Source organism: Paenibacillus luteus (genome assembly GCF_006542765.1).
Classification (GTDB): domain Bacteria; phylum Bacillota; class Bacilli; order Paenibacillales; family Paenibacillaceae; genus Pristimantibacillus; species Pristimantibacillus luteus.
Genome location: NZ_SKCD01000003.1, coordinates 173,319 through 197,722, shown reverse-complemented (window position 1 = coordinate 197,722; position 24,404 = coordinate 173,319). Strand labels below are relative to the sequence as shown.

Here is a 24,404-nt window from a genome sequence, read left to right as displayed (position 1 = left end):
ACCATGCAACTGTCGTAACTATTGTAGGCGAATCGTACCGATTGAAGGATCATTTCGTTCAAGAGGACAAGTGATTTTGTACATCCTTAAACAAGCAAAAGTGTACATGTTTATGTTGACATTTACACTTGGCTTCAAATTCATCTCTGTCTCTCTCAAAATCCTTCGTCCATTTATACATCATTTTCAACATCTGGATATCCGGTTTATAGTGACACTTTTCAATACCCAGCTTTTGCTTCATGAACCTAACGAATATTCTAATTCTGCGTTTCCATAACGGTGTATCCAGAAAGATGATCGTATCAGCCATTTCATATAAGCATTGATAAGATGCACGATCTGTTCCTTCAAATATCCAATCTCCGTCTTTATCCATTTCCAAAATGACCTCGACCTGTTCATCTGCCGTGCGTTTAACTCGTCCAGCCGCCGTTTGATGATGAACGATAGAATCCAGCTCATGCCAAGGAATATTTATCTTTTCCGATAATCGCTTGGCCAATGTTGTTTTGCCACTAGCTACAATTCCTATGATAAGAACTTTTTTCACATGTGCTCCTTATTTCTCCCAAAGCTCGATCAGTCGACCGTCAGGGTCTTCAATCCAAATAAACTTGCCAAAATCACTAACCTCTTTTTTCTTCGCAAGGGGTACGCCAATTTGTTCAAAATGCTGAATAGTCTCGTTTAGATCATAGACTTGGAAGTTCAGCATCACCTGTTGTTCTGTTGGAAAATAATCGTCATTCTCGGTAAAAAAAGAAAAGATAGTCTCATTTCCTAATTCAGGTTTTATCACAGTCCCATTCCAATTTTCTATTTCAATCTTTAGTACTTCGCTGTACCATTTTTTTATCGCTTCAAGATTCTTAGTTCTCCAAAATATTCCGCCGAAACCTTTTATCATCGTATCCAACTCCTGTCTGTCATCAAATTTTCTGCTTTCCGGCTTACATTAAACGTACTCTATCTCTTCTCGGCCTTCTGTACGCTCGTATCGAATCCAACTCATCTCTTGAATACCGAGCAGCTCCTTAAACGTCTCTACCGCAACAAACTCTTCCTCATCGAACGCGAGATTGCCGGCAAATAGTTGTTCAAGTGATTTTATCTGCTCTTTCTCCAGCTCGAAAACGCTAAAGGCCTCGGCACGAGGACGTAGTTTCATGTATCCGTTCAAAACCGAGGCATCCGCTTCCTCATCTTCATCCATCATTTCTTCGTCTTCGTCGTCCATCAATTCATACAACACCTGAAGGCTCGATATGGCCTCTCCCTTATCGAAGATATCAAACCCCCAGCCATGATCCTCTAAGTGGGTAAAATACAAGATCGGACAACGTTCGGATAACTTCTCAAGCAGCAGCGGAGCTACAAACTCCCCGTCTTCTGGTGTAAAGAATGCAAACCAATCCTCGCTCAGCTTAAGAGTTGGCGTACCTTTAGGCAAGTGCTCGACAAGCTTGGTTTGGTCAACGTTCCGAATAATATTGCCGTAAGTAAATTCACTCATTCATTGTACCTCTTCTCTATATCATTCATTCTTTAAACTCTTTTGAAAGATATTTCTCATTATTCGGGGGTGCCCCGTAAAATTCCTTCATTAACTTTAACTTCCACCTCGCTCGATGCCATTCTCCAGCCTAAGCTTTATTTCCTAGTCTACAACATCCACAACGATACCGGTCTAACCGTTTATTTCCGTTGAACAGCCTTATGATCAAAAAAAATCGCGAAGCCCGCTGCTTCGCGATTTCTCATACCTATAGCCGCTTCAGGAACGATACGATCGTCAGAAGCCCTTTGTCGAAATTGGACAAATTAAAATGTTCATTCGGCGCATGAAGATTCTCGTCCGGAAGACCAAAGCCCATCATAACGACAGGAGCCGCAAGCTCGCGGTAGAAGGTTTCAACGATCGGAATCGACCCTCCGTCTTTCGTGAACAGCGCTCGCGTGCCATAGACATCTTCGTAAGCATCCGCAGCCAACTGCAGCATTCGGTCGGAAGGATCGATGTTGAAAGCACGGGCCTTCTCGCCGTCTTTGACATGCAGCTTCGCACCGGCCTGAATATGCTTCTGCAAATGCCGTTTAATCTTGTCCAGAATATCCTGCGGGTCTTGATCTCCAACTAGGCGGCAAGTGATCTTGGCATGCGCCTCCTTCGGAATGACCGTCTTGGTGCCTTCGCCCTGAAATCCGCCGTAAATGCCGTTCAGTTCAAGCGTCGGCCTTGCTCCGACGCGTTCCACAAAGGAGAAGCCATCTTCGCCGTACAATGCGTCAAGTCCAAGACTTGCCTTTAATTGATCTTCATCCAGCATCTGCTTGGCGAACTCTTCTCTCATGAGCGACGAAAGCTCTGGCACGCCTTCATAGAATCCGTCAACGCTTACGCGGCCCCGATCATCGTGCAAAGTCGTAAGCAATGAGACGAGGGCATGAAGTGCATTAGGTACGCCTCCGCCATAGGATCCGGAGTGCAAATCAGTATTCGCAGTGTTCACGGTAACCTCAAGCGAACACAATCCCCGAAGTCCCGTACTGATGGCGGGCTTGCCTGGCTCGAGCAGCGAGGTGTCCGATATCAGGATAACATCAGCGGCCAGCTTGTCCCGATTCATCGTCAAGAAAGGGGGGAGGCTCCGGCTAGAAACTTCTTCTTCGCCCTCGATACACAGCTTGATGTTGACCGGAAGCTGCTCTTCCTGCTTCAATATAGCTTCTATCGCTTTAATATGTAGAAATACCTGGCCTTTGTCGTCCGTCGCGCCCCGCGCGTACAACTTACCATCCCGGATGTCCGGCTCAAAGGGAGGCGTCGTCCATAAATGCAGCGGATCGACTGGCTGCACGTCGTAATGGCCGTAAACAAGCACGGTAGGTTTACCGGGAGCATGCAGATGATCGGCATACACGATCGGATGCCCGTCGGTTTGATGCACTTCCACATTCTCGAGTCCCGCGCGGGTGAGCGCGTCCGCAAGCCATTCGGCCGCTTTGTTCATATCCGCTGTATGCGCGGACAGAGCAGAAATGCTCGGGATCGACAACCATTGCTTCAGCTCGTCCAACTGCTGTTCCCTTATGTTTTGAAAATAGGCTTCATAACTCATCGGTGATTTCATCCTCCCATTCAATTTATATCCATATCATATACCTCCGCCAAGTAATTATGCCAGAATAGCCTTGATAATACGAATGCAGTAAGCATAGCGATGGCGACACCTAGAGCGTCAATTCAAGTAATGACCAATAAGGCTACCTGCCCTACCACTATTCCGCCGAAGCCCGCTCCTGCAGCCATGGCAAGCTGCTTTATCAAAGCTGCTTTAATAGTATAGCTGCAGCTCCTGAGATGATGGCTGCCGTAAGACAGTGGAACAGGTATTTCTCTTTTTGAAAATAAACCAAAAACATCGTTAGCAGCGCAAATCCAATGGAGATATTCGAAGCAATGAATGCTCCTGCCAATAGATCACCCGCCTTGAACGGAACCATCATAACAATCAAGTTCAGAATGAGGCATATAAAAAAGACCGTTTTTTGTTTCCCTGTTAGTTTTCGATAGCTCCCCTTCCTTCTTACAGCAAAAGTTATTACGGCAGCAATTCCAATTAAGGCAATGATGTACGGAAAAACAAGCTGAAACATGGGTATCTCCCTTCTCATAAATAAATTCCAATTTACTCCATATAAGGTTACCATAATGACCACCATACGTCAGCCTAACTAGTGCCTGATTTTAGCTTGCTTCTAATCTCCCGAACATCAATAATAGATAAACAACAGACATAATTGGAAATGGACATAAAACCCTGTTAAGGAGGAAAAAAAATGCTTAAACCTACTCGGCTGCAACCTGGATCTAAAATTGCCATCCTCTCGCCCTCAAACGGCTTGCCATTTTTGTTCCCGGGCATTTACGAGCTGGGGATTCGCAATTTGCAGGACATTCTGGGCTTCGAAGTCGTTGAGATGCCAAGTGCGCGAATGTCTCCAACTCAGCTGTACAACCAACCGCAATTACGGGCTGATGATTTTAATCAATGCTTTAAGGATGACACCATAGCAGGCATCATCACTTCCATCGGCGGCTATGAATCGATTAGAATACTTCCTTATTTGGATAAGGAGCTCATTTCAGCTAACCCCAAATTCGTTATGGGTTTTTCCGACGCGACGACTTTCCTTACTTATTTCAATCAGTTGGGTCTGGTCACCTTTTACGGCCCTTCGGTCATGGCCGGCTTTGCGCAAATGCAAAGTCTTCCACCTGAGTACACGGAGCACTTAAAAGCTATTTTGCTGGGGGATCAGTATCCCTATGCCTACGCTCCTTATGCGAACTGGACCAACGGCTATAAAGATTGGGGCATAGAGGAGACGCTCGGCGAGTGTCTGCCGTTTCATGCCAATGAGACGGGATGGACATATTTGCAGGGGGAATCCCCCGTGGAAGGACGTTTATGGGGCGGATGCATTGAAGTATTGGAGTTTATGAAAGCAACCGCCTATTGGCCGAGCCCTTGGTTCTGGGAGGATAAAATTTTGTTCTTCGAAACCTCGGAAGAAAAGCCTACCCCCATGCAGGTTGGCTATATGCTTCGCAATTATGGCATGCAGGGCATATTTTCAAAGATTAAAGGGGTTATTTTTGGGAGGGCAAAGGACTATAACGAAGAAGAGAAGCTAACGCTGAACGAAACTATATTATCGATCATACATGGCGAATTTGGCGCAAAACATATACCAGTCATTGTTGATTTTGACTTCGGCCATACGGACCCTAAGCTTATTTTGCCGCTTGGGTGCATCGTCGAATTAAAGCCTGCAACGAAACAGGTGATCTTGCTGGAGAGCCCCTTCTGCGCTTAGCAGACAAGACAAAGATCCCCACAGCTTCGAGGCTGCGGGGATCTTTGTTGAATTGATTGTGATGCACCATTGGGAGCATTGGCCTGTTTCTTGCTTCCCTTACTCCCCTTGTATGGATGCCAAATACGTTTCCAGTTGATCGAATGTGCCGCCAAAACCTTGCTTCATGGAATCGAACATTTCTAAGAAAAATTGCTGTTCTGCCTCAGTAGCGTTGATTGGTCCGCCGCGCAGCGTCAGCGTTGTCTTGCCGTCATGCTCTTCGAAAGTTAAAATATTTTCAATTTCTAGAGGGAACGCTTCATTAAATGCTGCACGGACAGCATTTCCTTCTTTATCTGAGAACGAATTAACAAATACGATTTTCTCCGGGGCAATGATTTCTCCAAATACGAATCTGCCCCACATCTCATCACCCTCTGGTGAAACCATCCTATCATGAAACTTGCCGCCTGGTTTGAAATCCAGCTTAGCATAGTCAATAGTCAGCGCTGTCGGCCCCCACCATTTATTCAAATGCTCAACGTCAGACCAAACTTTAAATACCAATTCACGCGGCGCATGAAGCACGCGGGTAATCACGAGTGGCTCAGCCATATTCATCCTCCAATTGTGCCTGTTTCGTAACTCAATAAAATGAAATAGATATTTACGATTTAGTCGCTGCGTAAGTAGACCATTCTTCTGGGTCGCGGCGCTAGCCGGATTCTTTGGTTTCATTAACATTTAAAGCTGAGAATTAAGCTAAAAAGGCGAGCAAATTTTTTCTCCAGAAAGCTCTTCTCGCTTCGCTAAACCTTCAGGTTTAAGTTTTACTTGTTAATTTAGCCAACATCTTAAGTTCGTTCCATAGTCATTTCCAATTTTATTTGGTGTCGCAATTCATATTACAATCCTTCCACATAAAAAAACAAATAAACCGCTCATAAGAGCGGTCTACTGGTCGATGTTATGATTTAAAGCGATTCTCTACTCTCTTTCTCTTTCTCTCTTTAGCTTTCTAGCTTCCCTTCACTTGCATCCAAATGCTCTTGCGCATACTGCTAAATCGCCGCCTTCTCCTTGCGCAGCTCCTCTTGCAGCTTCGCAATGGCGACATCGGCCGGATCTACCTTGGTCAGCACCGCCAGGGCCGCCGCCGTTCCCGCCGCTTGGCCAGTGGCCATGCAGCTTGGCGTCAGCCGGGTGGTCGCAAGCGCCTCATGCGAGGTCGATATGCATCTTCCTGCTGCCAGCAAGTTGCGCACATTGCGCGACAACAGACAGCCGTATGGAATATCGTAAGCGCCATCTCCCGAGATGAAGGCGGCGGTCACGCCTTTGCCCGAAGGATCATGAATGTCTATCGGGTAGCCGCTGCGGGCGATCACGTCGCTGAACTTCCGGCCTGCGACTACATCCTCCTTCGACAACAAATAGTGGCCGACAATCCGTCGCGATTCCCGAATGCCGATTTGCGGGGCAACCACGGAAATTGAAGCACGCTCAAAGCCCGGCACATCGCGCTGCAAAAACTCGGCCATCATCAGCACCTGACGGCGTCCCTCCTGCTCCGCTTCGGTCAAATCCTCGGCACTGGTCGCATCTAGCCCCTGCACCCTAGTGCAGTTAATGAGCACCTCATCATCGGCAGGACCGGTGAAAAACAACACCTGATCGCGGTTGATCGGCACGTTCGCCTTTTTCCACTGCGAGTAGAATCCGCTTACGCCAGTCAGAGGCAGGTGAGGCAGCTCTGCAATGGGCGTCTTTTTGTAAAACTCCTCCGGATGCTCAATCATATAATCCTTCACTTTAGCCAGATCAACGCCGCGCATCCGAAACTTCATCGTCATCGGCTGCGCTTGATTGTCTCCCTCGCGCCCTTGCAGCGTTTCTGCTCCGGACAAGTGGGCAACGTCGGCATCGCCGCTCGTATCAACGAAGGTTTGGGCACGTACTAGCGAGCGGCCTGACTTGTTCGTAACATATACGCCTTCAATCAAATGATCCTTAACGACAACCTCGTCTACAAAGCTGTGCAGCAGCAGCTTTACGCCTGCCTCGCGCAGCATGTCGGCCGCAACCACCTGATAAATTTCTGGATGATACGGGGTCAGCGTATGCACGAAGCCGACGGTATCCCTCAGATGTCCCGGCGAGCCGCCGCGCTCCTGAAGCCGATCCACAATTTCCTGTGCGATGCCTTTAATGACTTGCTCGCCGCTATCGGTATGAAAGGTCATCCACGGATAGACCATCGCGGCAGTGGACATACCGCCTACGAAGCCGTAGCGCTCGATCAGAACCGTCTTGACGCCTTGCCGTCCGGCGGCAATTGCCGCCGCTATCCCAGCTGGACCGCCGCCAACGACGACGACTTCCGCTTCTATTGTGTTGTTCACGCAAATTTCTCCTTTCGCCGCTCCTCTTATTCCTTAAGCCCAGTCATGGCTACCCCTTCAATAATGCGCCGCTGCGCCATAAAAAATACGATTAACAGAGGCACTGTCGCCATGACGGTCGCACTCATCAAATAATGCCAGGATGTGCCTACTTCATCTGTAAACAGCGACAAGCCAAGCGGCAGCGTCATCAGCTCACGCGAATTAATAAAGATCAACGGGTCAAAAAAGTCATTCCATACCGTCACAAAAGTGAAGATGGTCAGTGTCGCGAGGCCCGGTTTCGCGATCGGCAGCATAATTTGCGCATAGATCCGGAACCGGTTGCAGCCGTCGATCATTGCCGCTTCTTCCAGCTCCGTTGGCACCGTAATGAAAAACTGCCGCATGACGAAAATGCCGAACACGCCGCCTGCGCCGAAGATCGGCAGCAGGATGATCGGCAGATGCGTATCGATCCAATTCAATTGACGCATAAATAGAAACATCGGAATCGCCGTAACCTCATGAGGAATCATCATGGCGCTTAGCAAGATCAGAAATACGAGATTTCTGCCCTTAAACGGGATTTTCGCGAACGCATAGCCAGCCAGCGAAGCAAAAAACACGGTGCCGACTACAACGAGAAATGCGATATATACACTGTTGAAATAAAACCTGTGAAACGGGATCAGCTGAAATACATCAGCGTAGTTTTGAAACCTGAACGTGGATGGGATCAGCTCTGGCGGATAGGTGAAAATGTCCTGCGGCTCCTTGAAGGAGGTGGACAGCATCCACAGAAATGGCACGAGCATAATAAACGCGATAACGCTAAGCACCGCATACACGCCTAACGCCTCAAGCGGCCTGCGCTTGTCCAAATTAGGTGTCGCTTTCATTGAACACCCACCTCTTTCTGAGCTGCCACTGCAGCAGTGTCAGGATTAGCACGACAAAGAACAGAACGAATGCGAGTGCCGAGGCGTACCCCATTTGAAACAGTTTGAACGCTTTTTCCCATATATAATACACCAGCACCTTCGTACTGTTGCTCGGCCCTCCTTGCGTCATGACATAGATTTGGCCAAACACCTTCAGTGAGCCGATTACGGTCATAACTACGGTTAGAAACAACGTCGGCGTAATCATGGGCAGCGTCACATTAAAGAAGCTTTTGCTCTTGCCTGCGCCGTCGAGCATCGCAGCCTCGTACAGCGAACGCGGCACCTGTTGAATAGCGGCGATAAAAAGCACCATATTGAGGCCGACATTTTTCAGCACACTCGTTACGATGACCGCCGGCATCGCCAGCTTCTCGTCATACAGCCACGCCGGCCCCTTAATATCCACCAGCAGCAATAGCTGGTTGATTAGGCCTGAATCTGTTGCGAACATATACTTCCAGACAATGGACCATACGATCAGAGAAGTCATGACCGGTACAAAAATCGCCGTGCGGAACAGTCCGATTCCCTTCATGCTTTTGGATAGCAGTAGGGCGAGAAGCAGTGCCAGCACAATATTTAGCGGGACCAGGCCCACCGTAAAATAGACCGTGTTCCCGAATATTTTCCAAAACATAGGATCTGTCGCAATATTCCGATAATTTTCAAGCCCAATAAACTTGTGATCGCCTAGCAGCGGCCAATCCGTCAAGCTCATATAAAGCGCCTGCCCCATGGGGAACAGCAGCAGCAAGGTAAAACCCAATACCATTGGCGAAATAAACAACCAGCCGGTCCATTGCGCTTCCCGGGCAAGCGGCCCTCTTCTTTTTTTGCCCGTTTTCTTCATCAAGGTACACCGCCCTCTAGCTCAGTCTATCCATTGCATTGCGGAACTCACTTACCGCTCTCCGGAGCTCATCCTCCGTCTTTCCAACCACAATGGCTCCCAGCATAACCGCTTTTACGCCCGCATCCCGAAGTGCCGCAATATCGCCGGGCACAAAACGCCGCTGCGAAGGAATAAAGACGGGTAGTCCCGAATGCTTCGCCAAATACCGATATTTCATCACATCCGCAAAGCTGAGCGGCGTGCCATATTCGCTCCCCGGCACAATGGAAGCTTCCAAAGCCGTAAACCCAAAATCGCTGGCGGATTGTACAAGGTCCAAATCGTATTGCTCATTGATGGCAAACGTCCGGTCAAGCCCATGGTTCTCCAGCATGAACGAAGGAAGATGATGCGCATAAATCGAATAAAAATCAAAGCCAAGAGGCGCGAGGCGCATAATATCCTCTTTGGAAACGCCCTCAAGACTGCCGGACGGCACAACCCCAAACGGTCCATCGAACTGTTCGCGGATGCTGCGGAATTCCGCTTCGTATTCATCGAGCGAACCAAAGTGCGTACCGCTTGCGCGATGCCCCACATTAAAATGGACCTTAAGCGCATCGGCGCCTTCTTCAAGTGCCGCTTTAGCCAGCACTGCATCATTCGCGGGCAGGCTGATGAACAAGGATAATTCATGGTCTTTCATTCGCTGCTGTAATTTCCCCACTGCGTTCCACTCCTTTGCTTGGTTGGAGGGAAAGCCGGTCGCGAAGCGGACCGGACATTCCGCATCCTCTGCTTACTTCAGTACAGCGTCTACTTCGGTTTGCATTTTAGCTAAATTGTCCTTCGCGGTTCCCGAACGGCCAAACAGCCGGTCAAAGCCCTGCAGCACGGTATTGTCGATATCCTGCCAACGAATATGTCCCGGAATAATACGGGCTTTTGGCATTTCGTCAATAACGGCTTGAATAATATGCTCCTTCGGCGGGTTGTTCGGCTGATTCAGGAACAGATCCGAATTCAACACCGACGTACGCGGCGGTACGAAGAAAGTCGATGTCTGCTCGATACCGGATTGGCTTGCGAAATATTTCAACAGCTTCTTCGCTTCCTCCGGATGCTCGCTGTCCTTAAACAGCGTATAGCCCGCTTGTCCAAGCATAGGCACGCTGCCCTGCGAACCGGACGGCATTGGCGCAATGCTCCACTCGAAATTCGTTATTTCTCTAGCTTTTGAAACATAGCTGTAGTTGTCGAAGAACATGCCCACGTTGCCCGCATCAAAGCTTACTTGCTCGCCAGCCTTCGGATGGGAGAGCTCGGTGAACATCATGCGCTCCAGCAATTCGAAGGTCTCCACGCCATATTGGTCGTTCCAAGTAAAGGCGGTCATATCATCATTGAACGGGCCGCTGCCGTTGGACCAGGAATACGAAGAGAGAATGGCCCAGGTTTTCCAATCACGGAAAAAGTTTGCGCCATACACGCGGTTTTTGGCATCGCTGCTCGAAATCTCTTTTGCGCTTTGCTCGAACTGCTCCCATGTCCACTCGCCTTTGGCAGCCAGCGTATTCGGATCGGTCAATTGTGCTTGATCAAACAACGATTTATTGTAAAACATAACAACGGGCGGCGTAGAGAAAGGCAGACCCAACAGCTGATCGCCATCGCGGAACAGATCCAGCGTGCTTGGAATGTAATCATCCAGCTTAAAATCGGCATCATCTTTAAATTCCGACACATCCGCCAAAATTCCGTTTGCCTTAAACTGAGGAACCATCCGCTCGGATACCCATGCAATGTCCGGCAGCGATTTGCCTGCTGCAAGCACCGAAATCTTCTGCTGGTATTCGGCGAAAGGCACCGATTCCATCCTCACCTGAATTCCCGGATTTTCCTGCTTAAAGCCATCAATGAGCTTGTTGTAGACGTCCATATGCCCTTGATTGCCCCACATGAGAAACTTCAACTCAACATCTTCTTTTTTCTCCGCTGCGCTGTTTACGTTTTTGTCGGTATTCGAACTGCATCCGATCGCCGTAACAAGCAGCGTGGTAGCCATGAGTGCCAAACCTGCCTTTTTCATAAAATCCCCCTTAACGGTCGCTAGTTTGTGATGACTACTTAAGTATATCGGAGGAGCTTGCAGCTCTTAAATCACTTAGATTACAGGAAAGGTTCGTTTTATTTATCTCTTTGTCACTTTATCTAACTTAAGCTGCTATGCGGATTAAATTGATTGCGGTATTCGCCTGCTGTCAGCCCCGCCTGCTGCTTGAATACGAGCATAAAATGTTTAGGGCTCTGATGCCCGGACAGCCTCGCCACATCATAAATTTTGAGCTGCGTATGTGTCAGCAGCCATTTCGCGCGTTCAATACGCGCCTCCGACACGTAATCCGAATAGAGAACTCCCGTCTCTCCCTTAAACAGCTGGCTCAAATACGTGGCGTTTAGGCTCACTTGGGAAGAGACGGTCTGCAGGCGCAAATCGCCATCTAGATGCAGCTTTACATACTCCTTCACATCGCGGATAATTTTTCTAGCATCCCTGCCAGCCTCCATAGCGTCTGAATCCGTTTCGAGCTGCGGCGCAGATACACCATATTTTCGATCCAACAGCAAGCGCGCCTTCTGCAGCACGGCTACCAGCTCATGACGCTCGATCGGCTTCAGCAAATAGTGGAACACCCCGCATGCAATCGCCCTCTGCGCGTATTCAAATTCTCCGTATCCGCTCAAAATAATGACGAGCAGATCAGGATACATTTGCTTCACCTTCTCCATCAGCGTCAGCCCGTCCATCTCTCTCATCCGAATATCGGTAATCATGACATCAGGCATGTCGGATTTCAAATAAGCTAGCGCCTCTGTGCCGCTTGCCATCTCTCCCGTCACCTCGAACGAATGTGCCGACTGGCGAATCAGCTCCCGCAGTCCCTGACGTATGACCAGCTCATCCTCTACGAGCAGCACCTTATACATCCTGTTCTGCCTCCTTTTCCTGTAAGGGTATCGTTATCGTAACCGCCAAGCCTTGCCCCAAACTTCCCTCCACCGTCAGACTGCCGCCTTCGCCGTAAATCAGCAATATGCGCTGATAAATATTGTTCAGCCCCAGCTCATCCTCGTCATTGCGCTGCAAAGACTGATAGGAAGGCAGCTTGCTTATCTCCTCGTTTAGCGCATCGATCTCCTCTTCGCCCATTCCCTTGCCATTGTCCCGCACGGTAATGAGCAGCTCGTCTTCAAATCGCAGGGCCGAGATCCAAATAGTGCCTCCCTCTTCCTGTCCGTCAATGCCGTGATAAACGGCGTTCTCGACGAGCGGCTGCATAATCAGCTTCGGTATTCGGCAGTCTTGGACCTCATCATCAATGTCATAGAATACCTGCAGCTTGCCCCCATAGCGGACCTGCTGAATTCGCACATAGGATTGAACAAAATCGATTTCCTCCTGCAGCGAAATAAGCCTGCCGGCTTTGTCGATCGTATAACGCAGCAGCTTGCCGAGTGCCGAAACCATGTCGGATACCTCGGCATGCTTCCGCTGAACAGCCATCATATTGATCGACTCCAGCGTATTGTAAATAAAGTGCGGGTTAATCTGGCTCTGAAGCGCAGACAACTCCGCCTCCTTCTCCCGTATGCCAAGCACAAAAACCTCGTGAAAGAGGCGATTGATTTCCTCCATCATTTTGTTGAAGCCACGTCCGAGCTGGCCGAATTCGTCGTTGGTAAGCGGAGTCACCCGCTTGTTGAAGTCGCCTTGTTCGACGCTTGCCATATTTTTCTTTAGGACAATCAACGGCCTTGTTATCCGGTAGGAAAGCATCACGGCCAGTATCATCACTATGGCGACGCACACAACAGCAAACCATAAGGTGAACTTCATAATCTCGCGCGATTCCTTCTGAATAACAGCGATTGGCGTTAGTCCGATGACCGAAAGACCTGAGTACGAAGAATGATGCTGAACGAACAGGTAGTCGCTGCTGCCCAGCCGTTTCCTATGCCCGCTTTCGAATTGCTGCGGCTGCCCCTGCTTCATGATCTCCTCATAGGCGGAAATGCCGTCCGCCGACACTCGCTCATACAATAGTCGCTGCAGGCCATCCACAATCATCAGCCCCGCTTCCTTCTCCACATTCAGATTGGATAAAATGCCGCCGAACGCTTCCAGCTTCACATCAATCAATATATAACCAAGCCGGGCCAGCGTCTTCGGTTCGCGAATCACTCTGGCAACCGAGATATAGGCTTCCGCATCGGAACCGCTATAATAGGAAGGCTTATGCGGAGGGATAATTCTCCACTCCCCTTCCGATCTTGCAAGCGACGTGAACCAGTCATCCTGCCTGCCGTCCCATACGGCATCAATAGCCATCGCATCGACATTCGAGAATAGAACACCGCTGTTGCTAATCAGATGGATGCCGCGAATCTCGGGGCGATCGTATGCCTGCCCGGAGGTATAAAGCTTCATTTTCATATAATCATCGGATTGTACCCACGTGCCCGAGCCCATGGACCCATTGTATTTGGCCAGAATGGACAGCACCATCTGATCGTACAGCGGCATAAGGGACAGCCTCTCGAAGTCCTTGAGCTGCCGATCCAAATTGGCACTGATTTGCCGAACAATGTCAATCGTATATTGCTCCGTCTTGTCATTCATCGTTGCCGAGAAGTGACGATAAGTCACCATGCCCTGCAGGCTAAGCGGCAGCAGTATAAGTACGGTGAACAGGATCAACAGCCTTGTACGCAGGTTGCTTTCTCTGAAATGGCCATTCATCCACTGAATCAAGGGTGTTTCCTCCTGTCGTTATGTAAAGTGACATCCTACTATTTATAGAAGTTTATCGTATAATGAGCATCGATTGGAATCCTATCCTTTAGATTTCGGAAGTGGTATGGAATATTCAGCTGATGTAATATCGTTTCTAAATTCATTATTTCCGCTTACCTTTCAAGAGTTTCGTTATCTTGCTCTTACACTCAAAAAGGGGTACATCCGTTCACTTTGAGGGTTATACTGTTTATGGAGGTGAGCCCTATGAAGTCGCGGTTTTTCGAGGAATGGACAGAGGAAAAATGGCAGCCTGCTCATTGCTGAAGTTGGCTCCCACGTAGGGCTGCACAATACGCCTTATTTCATTATTTTGTTCAAAAAAAAGACAGGCAGCACACCTGCCGATTATCGGCAAATGCAGCATACCAACTAAAAAGAGCTCATTGAATATTTGCAAGGATTACGCCAAAGCTTCACCTTACTTCAGCATTCTCTTGACGAGCATGGCTTCGCAAAGATATCCTCTCTATTAACACAACAGCAATGCGAAGAAGTAATAGTTACCTATGATAGGGCCGCGTATTTTTGAAGCAGCATCAATAAGTCCAGATACCGGTTCGGGCAAGGCGAATACAAATATTAGAGCTATCCGCTCCCGCACATGCTAATTCTGGGCATGATTTTTCATAATGCCAAATAAAGCATGATCGCGAGCCCAAGGAGGAACGCTAATGTCAGTCATTCAATCATTAACCTCTGAACAGGTTTTTATATGCACATAGACTATTTAACCAAACAGCCAAAGACGCTTCTGAACAAAGGAACCGGATTTCTGTCCGGTTACAGCCACTCGCTTAATCCCTATACGGGCTGCTCGTTTGCCTGCTCCTATTGCTACGTTCGGAAAATGCCGGTTTCGACGTTTAGAGGTGCGGAATGGGGAACGTGGGTCGATATCAAAAAAGACGCTGCCGCCATTTTGCAAAAGGAACTAAAAAAGGCCAAAGCCAAAGGGCCGGTCACGATCTTTATGTCTTCCAGCACCGATCCTTATCAGCCCATTGAACACAAGGAGCAAATCACCCGTTCTTTGCTTGAGGTGATGGCCGATGATCCGCCTGATTTTTTATTGGTGCAAACGCGAAGTCCACTTGTCCGAAGAGATATCGATCTGTTTCTGCGCCTAGGCGATAAAGTGCGGGTAAGCATGACGGTGGAGACTGACCTCGAGGATATTCGCAAGCATTTTTCGCCAAGCGCCCCGCCGATCAGCGCCAGGTTAAAGACACTCGAGCTTCTTGCCGAGGCTGGTGTTCCAGCGCAAGCAGCCATTGCCCCTATGCTGCCGAGCAGCGAACGGTTTCCCGAACTTTTGCGTCCGCTCGTCGACCGGGTCTGCCTTGATGACTATTTTATGGGAGATGGAAGCGGCGGCAAGCGAACCCGTCAGATGGCGATTCAATCCCTGTACGAGCAGCTCGGTCTGGAAGAGTGGTATCACCCCTCCGCATACCAAAAAGTGTATGAACGGTTGAAGCAAGTTTTCCCCGAGGAACAAATCTATATTAGTCAGCAAGGCTTTGAGCCTTAGTGCAATTTGCCGCAGCATATGGAATAATAGGCTTAAACAGGCCGTCCTGAACAAAATAAGGACAGCCTGTTTTTTTCATGCATGAAAACCTCAATAGGGCCAATCAACCTATCCGCAAGCTTATCGTTTTCCTTTTGTCTTCCGCTTCATGCCTCGAATCATTTGCTTCGCAGCTTGGTCTACTCGATACGATTCCGTTATTTTTTGCAGAGCTTTGTTGTAAGTGAAGTCATCTAGCGAGTTATTCTCCAAATAGGCAAGCGTCGGCCCAGGCAGCTTGATGTAACAGATCGATAAGGCCCACGCTAGCGCCATTTGAACGTAATAAGTCTCGCGTTTGGTCTGGTCCAACAGCCTAAGTACCCAATCGATATAGGGCTCTTCGATATAAAAGTCGAGCAGCATGACGACTCCGAAGCGTATCTCGTATTCTAGATCAGAAGCCAAATAAGGCTGCAAAAACTCCCATACCGTTTCCTTATGATTGATAGTAAATTTCAGGCCGATGCAAAAGCTGTCGCATACCGACCAATTGTTTATTTTCGGAACAAACGCCGCCACATGACGCAGCATTTCTTCGATTTCAGCATCCACTGTGCCGATCACCATGCCCTGCAGCATGACCTCTTCAAAATAATCGTTTTCCGCATTGGCCAGATAGGTCCGCCAATCCCCCTTCGCAATGACCTTAGCCAGCTTGCGAAGCAGCGGCAGCCGCACCCCTAGCACATTATCAATGTTCGGGATCAGTGCCGCAGTAAATTTCTGAAAATCCGTTTCAGCCATCCCCAACAATTGCTCTTTTATGCTTTGTTCCATTAAAGTTCCCCTTTCGTTATTCAAATGATAGTTGCCATAAATAAATCGATGCGATCGAGCCAAGCGGCGAATACCGCTTCCGGTATTCTTCGAACTGTTCCTTCGTAAGAGCAGGGAGTCCGTATAGCTTCAGCATGCCGCGTCGAATGGCAATATCGCCCCAGCTTAAGACATCACGGCGCTCCAACGCGTGAATGAGCAGCATCTCGGCTGTCCACTCGCCGACGCCCTTCAAAGTCACGAGCTTACGGATAACCTCCTTATCGGGCAATTGATGCAGCTCGTCCAGTTGGAATTCGCCGTGCGCGATCTTCTCCGCAATGGCAATCATGCTGCTGGCTTTTTTCATCGTTACGCCGCAAGACTGTATCGTTTGAACAGTCTGCCCTGCTATATTTTGCGGTGATATTTCGCCCAGCTTGTCCAGCATTCTCTGCCATATGGTATGTGCCGCCTTCGCCGAAATAAGCTGGCCAACAATTGCATGCATAAGAGCGGCGAACAGATCGGGAATGATCAAGCGTTCCACCTTGCCAAGCCGTTCCATCGCTCCCCCCAGCTCTTTGTCCAAGCTTTTGAGAGTATCGATTTCCTCCTGCCCATAATCAAAAAACTTCGTTATTACGCCTCCCACTTGCCCTGCCTCCGATCCATCACATTAAGCTAACTATACCTTACCAACTTACATTTGTGCTTATCTCGTAATAGAACAGCAAGATAACGAATGAAAATCAATTCCTTAAAGTCGTTGTCAGGTTCTGTTCCACGATTAAAAAAGCAACCTTCCCTTAAAAGTAAGGAAAGGCTGCTTGCTGTTTAATAGATGCGATGCTTCCAGCCACTCAGCTTGGCGATAGCCTCGATGTAATAATAATCGCCATAGATTAGCGAGCCTTCCGCTTCCGCGGATACACTGCTTGACCCGTGAAGCAGAATTGCCTCATGGTCTGAATTGTCCCACGTTGCGTAATTTTCCGTAAGTGACCGAAGAATGCGTTCTGCTGCGCCAGCATAAAGGCTTTTCTCCCCTGCCGGTACGACCTCAGCGATTTCAAGCAATCCTGAAGCGGCAATTGCGGCTGCCGAGCTGTCTCGGTAGCGGCCTTCCACCGACTCAAAGCGGAAGTCCGAATAAGGTACATGATCCTCGGGAGAAGCTGCGATGAAATAATGTGCAATCCGCTTCGCCGTATTTAGAAAACGAGCATCGCCAGTGTTGCGATAAGCATTGATGAAGCCATATAGCCCCCACGATGTCCCGCGGCTCCATGATGATTCCGCGGACAGCCCTTGCCCGCCGAAGTTCTCAATATAGGCACCTGTCTCTGCATCAAACGATAAAATATGCTTGGTCGAGCCATCCTCACGGATGCCATGCTCCATCGTCGTTTCCGCATGTGCAATAGCGATGTGCTTATAACGCGGATCGCCAGTCACCTTGCTCGCCCAGAAGAGCAGCGATATGTTAAGCATGCAGTCTATAATGGCCCAGCCATACATATCTCCATTCCATGCGCGAATGAATCTGCCTGCCGGATTATATCGGGCAGCTAGGAAGTTAGCCGCTTCAATGCCCCGGCGAAATGCGTCCTCATCGCCTGTTATCGTATGCTTAATGACAGCCGTGGAAAGGAATTGGAACCCTACATCATGATGCATCTCTACCGTTGGTTTAATAAACCATTGCTCAAGCTCCTCATCCCAGCGCCAAGCCGCGTTCTTATAATGCTCTTTTCCCGTCATATCGTGCATAATCCAGAGTATCCCTGGCCAGAAGCCCGTCGTCCACCAATCGGAGCCAATATCGTCAAACTTGCCGTCCTCGCCAGCAAAATGCGGACATTTATCGCCCATTTGCGAAATCGTTCGTGTTACTTTTTTATCAAGCCGTTCCATGATTTCATTCCAATAAGTGACGTTCATCCTTGTAGCCTCCAGCTTTTTTTCTTGATTATAGCTTGACAAAGGCTGAAAATGTGTTAAATTCCTGCGTAGAAATGTTGATATCTTGCGCTACTGAATTTTTATTTTGGCATCTGCCGCAAACTCCTGCTTGTAGATCGAGCCTCTCTTCCTTGGCCTTACTCTCAGATAGAGCTCGCTTTAATTGATCAAAATGGGACAAATCAGCTTGATACAGCTCCAGCCCGATTCCATTGCTGGCTTTTGTTATAAGCGCCGTTCCTTTTCCATGTTTGGTTTTCATTATAATGTCCTCACTCAATATGTTCAGCTTCGTTTTACTTCTCAGTGATGTGTTCAGTCTATAGTCACACAAACAAAGAGGAAGGTGAGATGGTTGAGCGCGCTTCAACCCCTTACCATTAAGGAAACCGCGGAGCAAACGGGGATCACGGAGGATACGCTTCGCTATTTTGAGAAAATCGGTCTGCTCCCGCGTGCGGAGCGCAAGAGAATAAACACCGTATCTATCGGCCGGATGATGTCGCTACCATGAAGCTGATTGCGACCATAAAGACCAAATCATCTTCATAAGGCATTATTTTCTGCCCAACCAACATAAAATCCCTGAACGTTTCAAGTTTCCTTGAGACGATCAGGGATTTTTTCATCAATCACTCTTTAACAAATTAGCGGTCTACTCCTCATTGTCAATAACGTTGATCGTTACCGGATTGGAAGTAGCGCTGCCCGATAGGACCCGACCGTCTGGGAAAGCAAATCGGAAAGCAAGGCCTGCTTGATTGACAAAAATTTGACTATCCGGCTCGGATACCGCCGTTGCCCGGAATTTAACCGTTGTGCTTGCTTTAGCGGCTAACGTGCCTAGCGCAATTCCAGCAGTCGGATTTATCGCAGGGAATGCGACCCCGTCAATGGTAACACTGCCTGCTTCAAGGACAAGACCCGCTGGCAGTAAATCAGTCAATACGACGTCGCTTAGCGACAGCGTACTCGGATTTTGAACTACAATCGTGAAGGCTAGCGTCTGTCCGACTTCAATTTCACTCGTATTAGCTGATTTCGTAAGAGTAGGAACAGGCGGGCCCAAGACTGGAATATTTACGGTATTCGTCGTCGTCGAACCCGTAAAGTTGCGAGTATTCGGCAGCGTGTAAGAAAAATTAATTTTAGCTTGATTCGTAATAAAACCGCTAGGAGGAACGGACACCACACGCACTTGGTAAGTGATCAGGTTCGTTTCATTATATTCCAATGTCCCAATGAAAATGCTGCTGGATGGGTTCGTTCCCGGCAATGGCACACCGAACGCTATCACGCTATTTTCTACAAAGACCGTGCCCGCAGGAATTGGATCGGAGAAAATGGTTTCTACGTTATACGTACCTGAATTTGTTACAGAAACCGTATAGTGGATAATATCGCCTATCGTTACAAAGGTTCGGTCTGCGACTTTAAAAGCCGTAATAATTGGCTGGGCAACCTGCACGTTAATCGTATTTGAATAGAAAGTGAGCGGCAAGGTGCCCGACAGGAACGAAACATTTGCGGTATCCAAAATATAAGTTAGCTCGGGAATCGTTATGATCTCTTCCTCGAAAGTAATGGTCGCTACAGCGCCAGGAGCTAGATCGGGAACGGGGATGCCCGTCGTCGGATTCACGCCTGCTACTTGCACTCCATTGACCGTCACACTGTTAGCAACGAATTGCGTTCCCGGCGTTATGGTGTCCCTAACGATAATAGAGGTTGCCGTTTCTGTTCCTGTATTCGTTGCAGTAACCACAAAGGTAATCTTGTCTCCGATGCTTCCAATCGGATCATATACCAATTTGACCAGATTAATATCAGAAAACACATTTTGAATCGTGACGATGTTGGACGGCGTGCTCCCGTTTAGTATCCGGCCATCGGGCGGTTGATAGGTATAGGCTACCGTACCCTGATTGTTCAGAAGCTGATCGGGTGGCCAACTAACGATGACGATGTTAAAGGAAACCAATACGAATTGCTGCGGTGATATGGAACCAAGCGGAATCCCTATTGCGGGATCAGCCGCCGGTAAAGAGACCCCATTGACGAGGACGCTCCCTGCCACAAAAGCTTCCTGAGGTACCAGCACGTCAGTTAGCGCGCCAACCACTGCTATGTTACCTGTATTTTGCACGGTAAATGAAAAATTCACGGTATCTCCTGTTGCAGCAATCCTCAAGTCACTCCGTTTGACTACCGTAAGCGCAGGCTGGAATACCGGAGTCGTTACCGTGTTGGAGAGCACCATTTCAGGTACGGCCCCAAATATATAATTGACCGTAGCTTGATCTGTAATTACCGCAGGATTTGGCAAGGACACCACGGTCACTTGAAAGGTAACCGGAACTGTAGCACCTGGTGCAATGCTGCCTATAGAAATGCCTGCTGCAGGATTGGCAGAAGGCTGAGCTAATCCATTCACTGTTACACTGCCCGATACAAATGTCGTTTCCGATTGAATGACATCCGTGACAGATATTGTATTGATCGGGGCAGCATTATTATTCGTAACATTAATGGTGTATGTCAATACATCACCGATGACAGCATCGATCGCGTTCACCAGCTTGTTAACCAGTACAACAGGTGCAAAAACCGGTATTTCAATTACATTGGACATGGCTGTGCTTTGAAGAACCCGCCCGTCCGGCAGCATCGCTGCGAATGGCACATTAAACTCATTCGTTATCACTCCGGATGCCGGAATTCCGATAACCGTAACTTGGAAGGCAACTGTTGTAGTAGCTCCAACAGCAACCGTAGCAATGTTTATGCCAGCTGACGGTGATGCTGTTGGCTGTGAAACACCATTGACTGTGACGCTGCCTGATACAAAAGCGGTCTCGCTTGGGATAGAATCGACTACCGAGCCTGTGACAGCAATGTTGCCGGTATTCGCTACAAGCAAGGTGAAGGTAACTGTATCTCCAACCGTAGCAACCGTTTCGCTTGCACTTTTAGTTAATTGCAGCCTGGGATCATAAACAGGCGTCGTTACGATATTGGACGGAATCCAGTCCGAAATAATAGGACTTGTCGGGGTAGGCTGATAAGTATACGCTACTCTCGCTTGATGAACCAGATTTGAAGGATTCGGAACCGAAACGACAGTTGTCTTAAAAGTAATGGTGGTCATTCCGCCCGCCGGTATGTTGCCAATGGGGACGCCAAGCGCTGGGTTGCCATCAGGATCGGCTACGCCATTAATGGTTACACTTCCTGCCACAAATGCGGCACCAGCGGAAACGATATCAAAGAACATGGCATCAATGGCATCCACTACACCCAAATTTGTGGCCACCACGGTATAAGTAACCGTGTCCCCAACAACGGCATCAATCTGGCTCGAGGATTTAACGACGCTCACCAGTGGCGTATTAATGTTGATTTGCAGTCCGTTAGCATTGACGAGGTAACCATCGCCATTGGTCGTCAATTGAAGGACAGCCGAGGTTTGATTATTAAACAAGGTTCCACTGACATCTACCGCGGTAATGTCATACCCTTGCCTGCCCCCTACGATATTAGTGCCCGGATTCCCATTCACTTGGTTTCTGTTGCCGAAGGTTCCGCTCATATTCAAGGTTCCGTCATCTTGGTTAATTTGCGATGCAAAAAAATTGTTGGCAAAATTATTAGGACCCGAAAGTACCGTCAGGCTTCCCGCATCTGGACCAAATAGCGCCTGATCCCCCGTCTTGTTCGCATCGCCCTCTTGCGCGCTTAAAAAGGCACGGCCGTTCAATGGGCCCATGACGGGCGTCGCAAACCCATTAACGACTGTGCTGACAGGCCCTGATGAGCTGAGAATTACCGTTGCTCCTACCCGAATTGACAGGTTTCTGAGCGGGAACGTTGGGTTTTGATAAACAACAGCAAGTGTCCAGCCCGCATGATTGGAGGTCGGATCAGGTATAACAATTGTTCCTACCACCCCGCCGGTCGTATAAGTGCCTGCTCCTGCAGCTTGAATCAAGGAAGTTACTTGTGCCGATCGAACATAAGCAAAGGTAGGCGAGAACGGCGCGCTGTTGGACAAAAGAACGCTCTGCGCCGTATTCGGATCCGGTGCCACGTTCACTAATCCGGTTGGCGTTGTAAACTGAACGTCATTGTCAATAAATGCGCTCAAATCAACTCCATTATCAATATACGTCCCGCCCCAAATCAGCTCCGCATACAAAATAGAGCTTCCTGCGGGAAGCACAAGCACTGCCGAAGAGGAGTTTACAGCAAAATTGCCCGTAGTCCCGGCCGGGTAAGTGCCAAAGGTCTGCGTAGTATCCGTCGTAATAAAGGCTCCAATACTGTCCACTGTTCCAGGAACGCCAACCGTATTCGAACGGCTAAGGCCTAGCGTATTTCCCGTAAAGGTTATTCCTCCATTCGCGTTAAGCAAAAAACGATTCACAAAAGGCATAGTCCACATCCTTCGCCAATTTCTTCTAAAATTAACTTATGACAAAAATTAGTGTGAATATGTCATACCCTGTGGAAATAGTTGTCGGTTAAATGAATGCCTACCCGATTGAGCTGCTATCCAAATTATGCTAATGTAAAGAGAAAGATAGTGATCCAGGGTAAGATACAATCCAAGGGAGCAATTGCTCTCAACCCGAACGAGAAAGGTGTGCGGTAATCACATGAATCAGGAAGTTACCGAATTTATTGAGAGCAACCCCTTACAATGGCAGGTCGAAATCAGCCATGGACTCCGGCAAATGGTTCATCAAGCCATTCCCGATGCTGCGGAACGCATTCAATACAAAAAACCTCATTTTCTTAAAAATGGAAAATATGCTGCCGTCATCTCTCCTTCCAAAAAAGCAGTTAGCTTTACGATTTTTAATACAGCAGAGTTAACTTTACCCGAAGATAAGTTCGAGGGCCCGCCAGAGAGAAAAACGATTAAAATTGGCGAAGGACAAGCTGTCGATTACGAGTGGCTGGGAACGCTGCTTAAGCAAGCTTCCGAGGGGTTATAATAAATTTTGAGATATCAATCGATTAAATAAACATATGACAACCATTTAGCCTTCTTGTTGGCGAGCTGGTTGTTTTTTTATGGGGAATAGTTAGCCTTTGACTTTATAAACAAGAAAGTTGACAAAGTGGTTTGAAACCTCTATCGTTACTTTATAAACAAATATCTTTATTTAATGGTTAGCCATTCACTCTACACCGTTTAAAGGAGAGAAACGTTAGTGACAACAGAGAAATCAACTCCATTTATGGATATTACGATTATCGGCGGCGGGCCTGCTGGCATGTTTGCGGCTTTTTATGCGGGCATGCGTCAGGCCAGCGTCAAAATTCTCGATAGCATGCCGCAGCTTGGCGGACAGCTGGCTGCGCTTTACCCCGAAAAGTACATTTACGATGTTGCGGGGTTTCCTAAAATAACCGCGCAGCAGCTTGTCCATAATCTTACTGAACAAATGAGGCATTTCCCCGTGGAAACCTGTCTTGAGGAGAAAGTACTGCAAGTAATTAAGAGAGCGGAGCATCACTTTGAGATCATCACGGATAAAACGACTCATTACAGCAAATCTATCGTAATTACCGCTGGAATAGGCGCATTTGAGCCGCGTCGTTTAGACTTGCCGGAGGCTCGGCGGTTTGAAAAAACCAATCTGAACTACTTCGTGAACGACTTAAGCATGTACGCAGGCAAGCATGTCGTTATTAACGGAGGCGGAGATTCGGCCGTGGATTGGGCGTTGATGCTGGAGCCCATCGCGAAAGAAGTTACCCTCATTCATCGCAGGAACAAATTTCGTGCCCATGAGCATAGCGTGGAAAATCTGCTGAATTCCAAGGTTAAGGTGGTGACTCCGGCGGAGATTACAGAGCTGCATGGGGAGAATTATCTGGAGAAAATAACGGTGAGGTACGAGAAATCCGAACAGCCGCATGAAATAGAATGCGACGAGCTTATTGTCAGCTTTGGCTTCATCTCTTCGATCGGTCCCATTTCGGAATGGGGGCTGGATATTCAAAACGGCTCGATCTGTGTGGATACGCGGATGGAAACCAATATTCCGGGTATTTTTGCCGCAGGCGATATTACAACCTATCCCGGTAAGCTGAAGCTGATTGCGGTCGGTTTCGGTGAAGCTCCTACGGCGATCAACAATGCCAAAGTCTATCTGGATCCTACAGCCAAGCTTTCGCCAGGGCACAGCAGCAATATGAAACTTTAGCACATGGCAGA

The 24,404-nt window shown here is 48.3% G+C and carries 23 protein-coding genes and 1 pseudogene; 6 read left to right on the top strand and 18 right to left on the bottom strand.

What is annotated here, in order from left to right; all coding sequences use genetic code 11:
- Positions 1 to 58: 58 nt before the first annotated feature.
- From E0496_RS02625 to E0496_RS02605, 5 genes are all read right to left on the bottom strand, one after another.
- Positions 59 to 553 (bottom strand): EutP/PduV family microcompartment system protein, encoded by a 495-nt coding sequence (locus tag E0496_RS02625; protein ID WP_141500061.1) that lies wholly within the window; start codon positions 551 to 553, stop codon positions 59 to 61.
- Between the two features lie 9 nt (positions 554 to 562).
- A complete protein-coding gene (locus E0496_RS02620; protein WP_141500060.1) occupies positions 563 to 910 on the bottom strand; it encodes a VOC family protein in 348 nt (115 codons plus the stop codon).
- 48 nt (positions 911 to 958) lie between these two features.
- Positions 959 to 1,516 carry a hypothetical protein gene (locus tag E0496_RS02615; protein ID WP_141500059.1) on the bottom strand — a complete coding sequence of 186 codons (558 nt, stop codon included), beginning with the start codon at positions 1,514 to 1,516 and terminating at the stop codon, positions 959 to 961.
- Between the two features lie 250 nt (positions 1,517 to 1,766).
- Positions 1,767 to 3,122: a dipeptidase gene (locus tag E0496_RS02610; protein WP_141500058.1), complete on the bottom strand. Its 1,356-nt coding sequence runs from the start codon at positions 3,120 to 3,122 to the stop codon at positions 1,767 to 1,769.
- A 205-nt stretch (positions 3,123 to 3,327) separates the two neighbouring features.
- Positions 3,328 to 3,660 carry a hypothetical protein gene (locus E0496_RS02605; RefSeq protein WP_141500057.1) on the bottom strand — a complete coding sequence of 111 codons (333 nt, stop codon included), beginning with the start codon at positions 3,658 to 3,660 and terminating at the stop codon, positions 3,328 to 3,330.
- Between the two features lie 183 nt (positions 3,661 to 3,843).
- Here E0496_RS02605 and E0496_RS02600 point away from each other — a divergent pair, with 183 nt between their 5' ends.
- The gene (locus tag E0496_RS02600; RefSeq protein ID WP_141500056.1) at positions 3,844 to 4,884 is read left to right on the top strand and encodes a S66 peptidase family protein; all 1,041 of its coding nucleotides are present in this window, start codon (positions 3,844 to 3,846) and stop codon (positions 4,882 to 4,884) included.
- A gap of 99 nt (positions 4,885 to 4,983) precedes the next feature.
- Here the strand turns inward: E0496_RS02600 and E0496_RS02595 are convergent, their stop codons facing one another.
- The 8 genes from E0496_RS02595 to E0496_RS02560 form a co-directional block, all read right to left on the bottom strand.
- Positions 4,984 to 5,481, bottom strand: coding sequence for an SRPBCC family protein (locus E0496_RS02595; RefSeq protein WP_338325814.1), 498 nt, complete (start codon positions 5,479 to 5,481; stop codon positions 4,984 to 4,986).
- Between the two features lie 446 nt (positions 5,482 to 5,927).
- Positions 5,928 to 7,268 (bottom strand): FAD-dependent oxidoreductase, encoded by a 1,341-nt coding sequence (locus E0496_RS02590; RefSeq protein ID WP_141500054.1) that lies wholly within the window; start codon positions 7,266 to 7,268, stop codon positions 5,928 to 5,930.
- A 26-nt stretch (positions 7,269 to 7,294) separates the two neighbouring features.
- On the bottom strand, positions 7,295 to 8,149 hold the full coding sequence (locus tag E0496_RS02585) for a carbohydrate ABC transporter permease (RefSeq protein ID WP_141500053.1): 855 nt from the start codon (positions 8,147 to 8,149) through the stop codon (positions 7,295 to 7,297).
- On the bottom strand, positions 8,133 to 9,044 hold the full coding sequence (locus E0496_RS02580; protein WP_141500083.1) for a carbohydrate ABC transporter permease: 912 nt from the start codon (positions 9,042 to 9,044) through the stop codon (positions 8,133 to 8,135). Before E0496_RS02580 ends, E0496_RS02585 begins: the two co-directional genes overlap by 17 nt.
- 16 nt (positions 9,045 to 9,060) lie before the next feature.
- On the bottom strand, positions 9,061 to 9,753 hold the full coding sequence (locus E0496_RS02575) for a hypothetical protein (RefSeq protein WP_241674522.1): 693 nt from the start codon (positions 9,751 to 9,753) through the stop codon (positions 9,061 to 9,063).
- A 72-nt stretch (positions 9,754 to 9,825) separates the two neighbouring features.
- Positions 9,826 to 11,115 carry an ABC transporter substrate-binding protein gene (locus tag E0496_RS02570; protein ID WP_141500052.1) on the bottom strand — a complete coding sequence of 430 codons (1,290 nt, stop codon included), beginning with the start codon at positions 11,113 to 11,115 and terminating at the stop codon, positions 9,826 to 9,828.
- Positions 11,116 to 11,237: 122 nt separating this feature from the next.
- Positions 11,238 to 12,014, bottom strand: a complete 777-nt coding sequence (locus E0496_RS02565; RefSeq protein WP_141500051.1) for a response regulator transcription factor — start codon at positions 12,012 to 12,014, stop codon at positions 11,238 to 11,240.
- Entirely contained in the window at positions 12,007 to 13,839 is a 1,833-nt protein-coding gene (locus tag E0496_RS02560; protein WP_141500050.1) for a cache domain-containing sensor histidine kinase, read from the bottom strand. The genes E0496_RS02565 and E0496_RS02560 overlap by 8 nt, the downstream gene beginning before the upstream one ends.
- A gap of 295 nt (positions 13,840 to 14,134) precedes the next feature.
- On the opposite strand from E0496_RS02560, the gene E0496_RS02555 reads away from it, so the two are divergent.
- The gene (locus tag E0496_RS02555; RefSeq protein ID WP_141500081.1) at positions 14,135 to 14,257 is read left to right on the top strand and encodes an AraC family transcriptional regulator; all 123 of its coding nucleotides are present in this window, start codon (positions 14,135 to 14,137) and stop codon (positions 14,255 to 14,257) included.
- Positions 14,258 to 14,596: 339 nt separating this feature from the next.
- Complete coding sequence (locus E0496_RS02550; protein ID WP_141500049.1) at positions 14,597 to 15,415, top strand: SPL family radical SAM protein; 819 nt, start codon at positions 14,597 to 14,599, stop codon at positions 15,413 to 15,415.
- A 120-nt stretch (positions 15,416 to 15,535) separates the two neighbouring features.
- Here E0496_RS02550 and E0496_RS02545 read toward each other — a convergent pair whose 3' ends face one another.
- The 4 genes from E0496_RS02545 to E0496_RS02530 form a co-directional block, all read right to left on the bottom strand.
- Complete coding sequence (locus E0496_RS02545) at positions 15,536 to 16,234, bottom strand: DNA alkylation repair protein (protein WP_141500048.1); 699 nt, start codon at positions 16,232 to 16,234, stop codon at positions 15,536 to 15,538.
- Between the two features lie 16 nt (positions 16,235 to 16,250).
- Positions 16,251 to 16,868 carry a DNA-3-methyladenine glycosylase family protein gene (locus E0496_RS02540; protein WP_141500047.1) on the bottom strand — a complete coding sequence of 206 codons (618 nt, stop codon included), beginning with the start codon at positions 16,866 to 16,868 and terminating at the stop codon, positions 16,251 to 16,253.
- A 182-nt stretch (positions 16,869 to 17,050) separates the two neighbouring features.
- The gene (locus E0496_RS02535) at positions 17,051 to 18,157 is read right to left on the bottom strand and encodes a glycoside hydrolase family 88 protein (RefSeq protein ID WP_141500046.1); all 1,107 of its coding nucleotides are present in this window, start codon (positions 18,155 to 18,157) and stop codon (positions 17,051 to 17,053) included.
- A 28-nt stretch (positions 18,158 to 18,185) separates the two neighbouring features.
- The gene (locus E0496_RS02530) at positions 18,186 to 18,440 is read right to left on the bottom strand and encodes a hypothetical protein (RefSeq protein WP_141500045.1); all 255 of its coding nucleotides are present in this window, start codon (positions 18,438 to 18,440) and stop codon (positions 18,186 to 18,188) included.
- 93 nt (positions 18,441 to 18,533) lie between these two features.
- On the opposite strand from E0496_RS02530, the pseudogene E0496_RS02525 reads away from it, so the two are divergent.
- Positions 18,534 to 18,712: pseudogene (locus E0496_RS02525) on the top strand (MerR family DNA-binding transcriptional regulator); the annotation flags it as partial.
- 121 nt (positions 18,713 to 18,833) lie between these two features.
- On the opposite strand, the gene E0496_RS02520 reads toward E0496_RS02525, so the two are convergent.
- Positions 18,834 to 22,610 (bottom strand): beta strand repeat-containing protein, encoded by a 3,777-nt coding sequence (locus E0496_RS02520; protein ID WP_141500044.1) that lies wholly within the window; start codon positions 22,608 to 22,610, stop codon positions 18,834 to 18,836.
- Between the two features lie 223 nt (positions 22,611 to 22,833).
- Here E0496_RS02520 and E0496_RS02515 point away from each other — a divergent pair, with 223 nt between their 5' ends.
- Positions 22,834 to 23,175, top strand: a complete 342-nt coding sequence (locus E0496_RS02515; RefSeq protein WP_141500043.1) for a DUF1801 domain-containing protein — start codon at positions 22,834 to 22,836, stop codon at positions 23,173 to 23,175.
- A gap of 246 nt (positions 23,176 to 23,421) precedes the next feature.
- Positions 23,422 to 24,393 (top strand): NAD(P)/FAD-dependent oxidoreductase, encoded by a 972-nt coding sequence (locus E0496_RS02510; protein ID WP_141500080.1) that lies wholly within the window; start codon positions 23,422 to 23,424, stop codon positions 24,391 to 24,393.
- Positions 24,394 to 24,404: the final 11 nt, after the last annotated feature.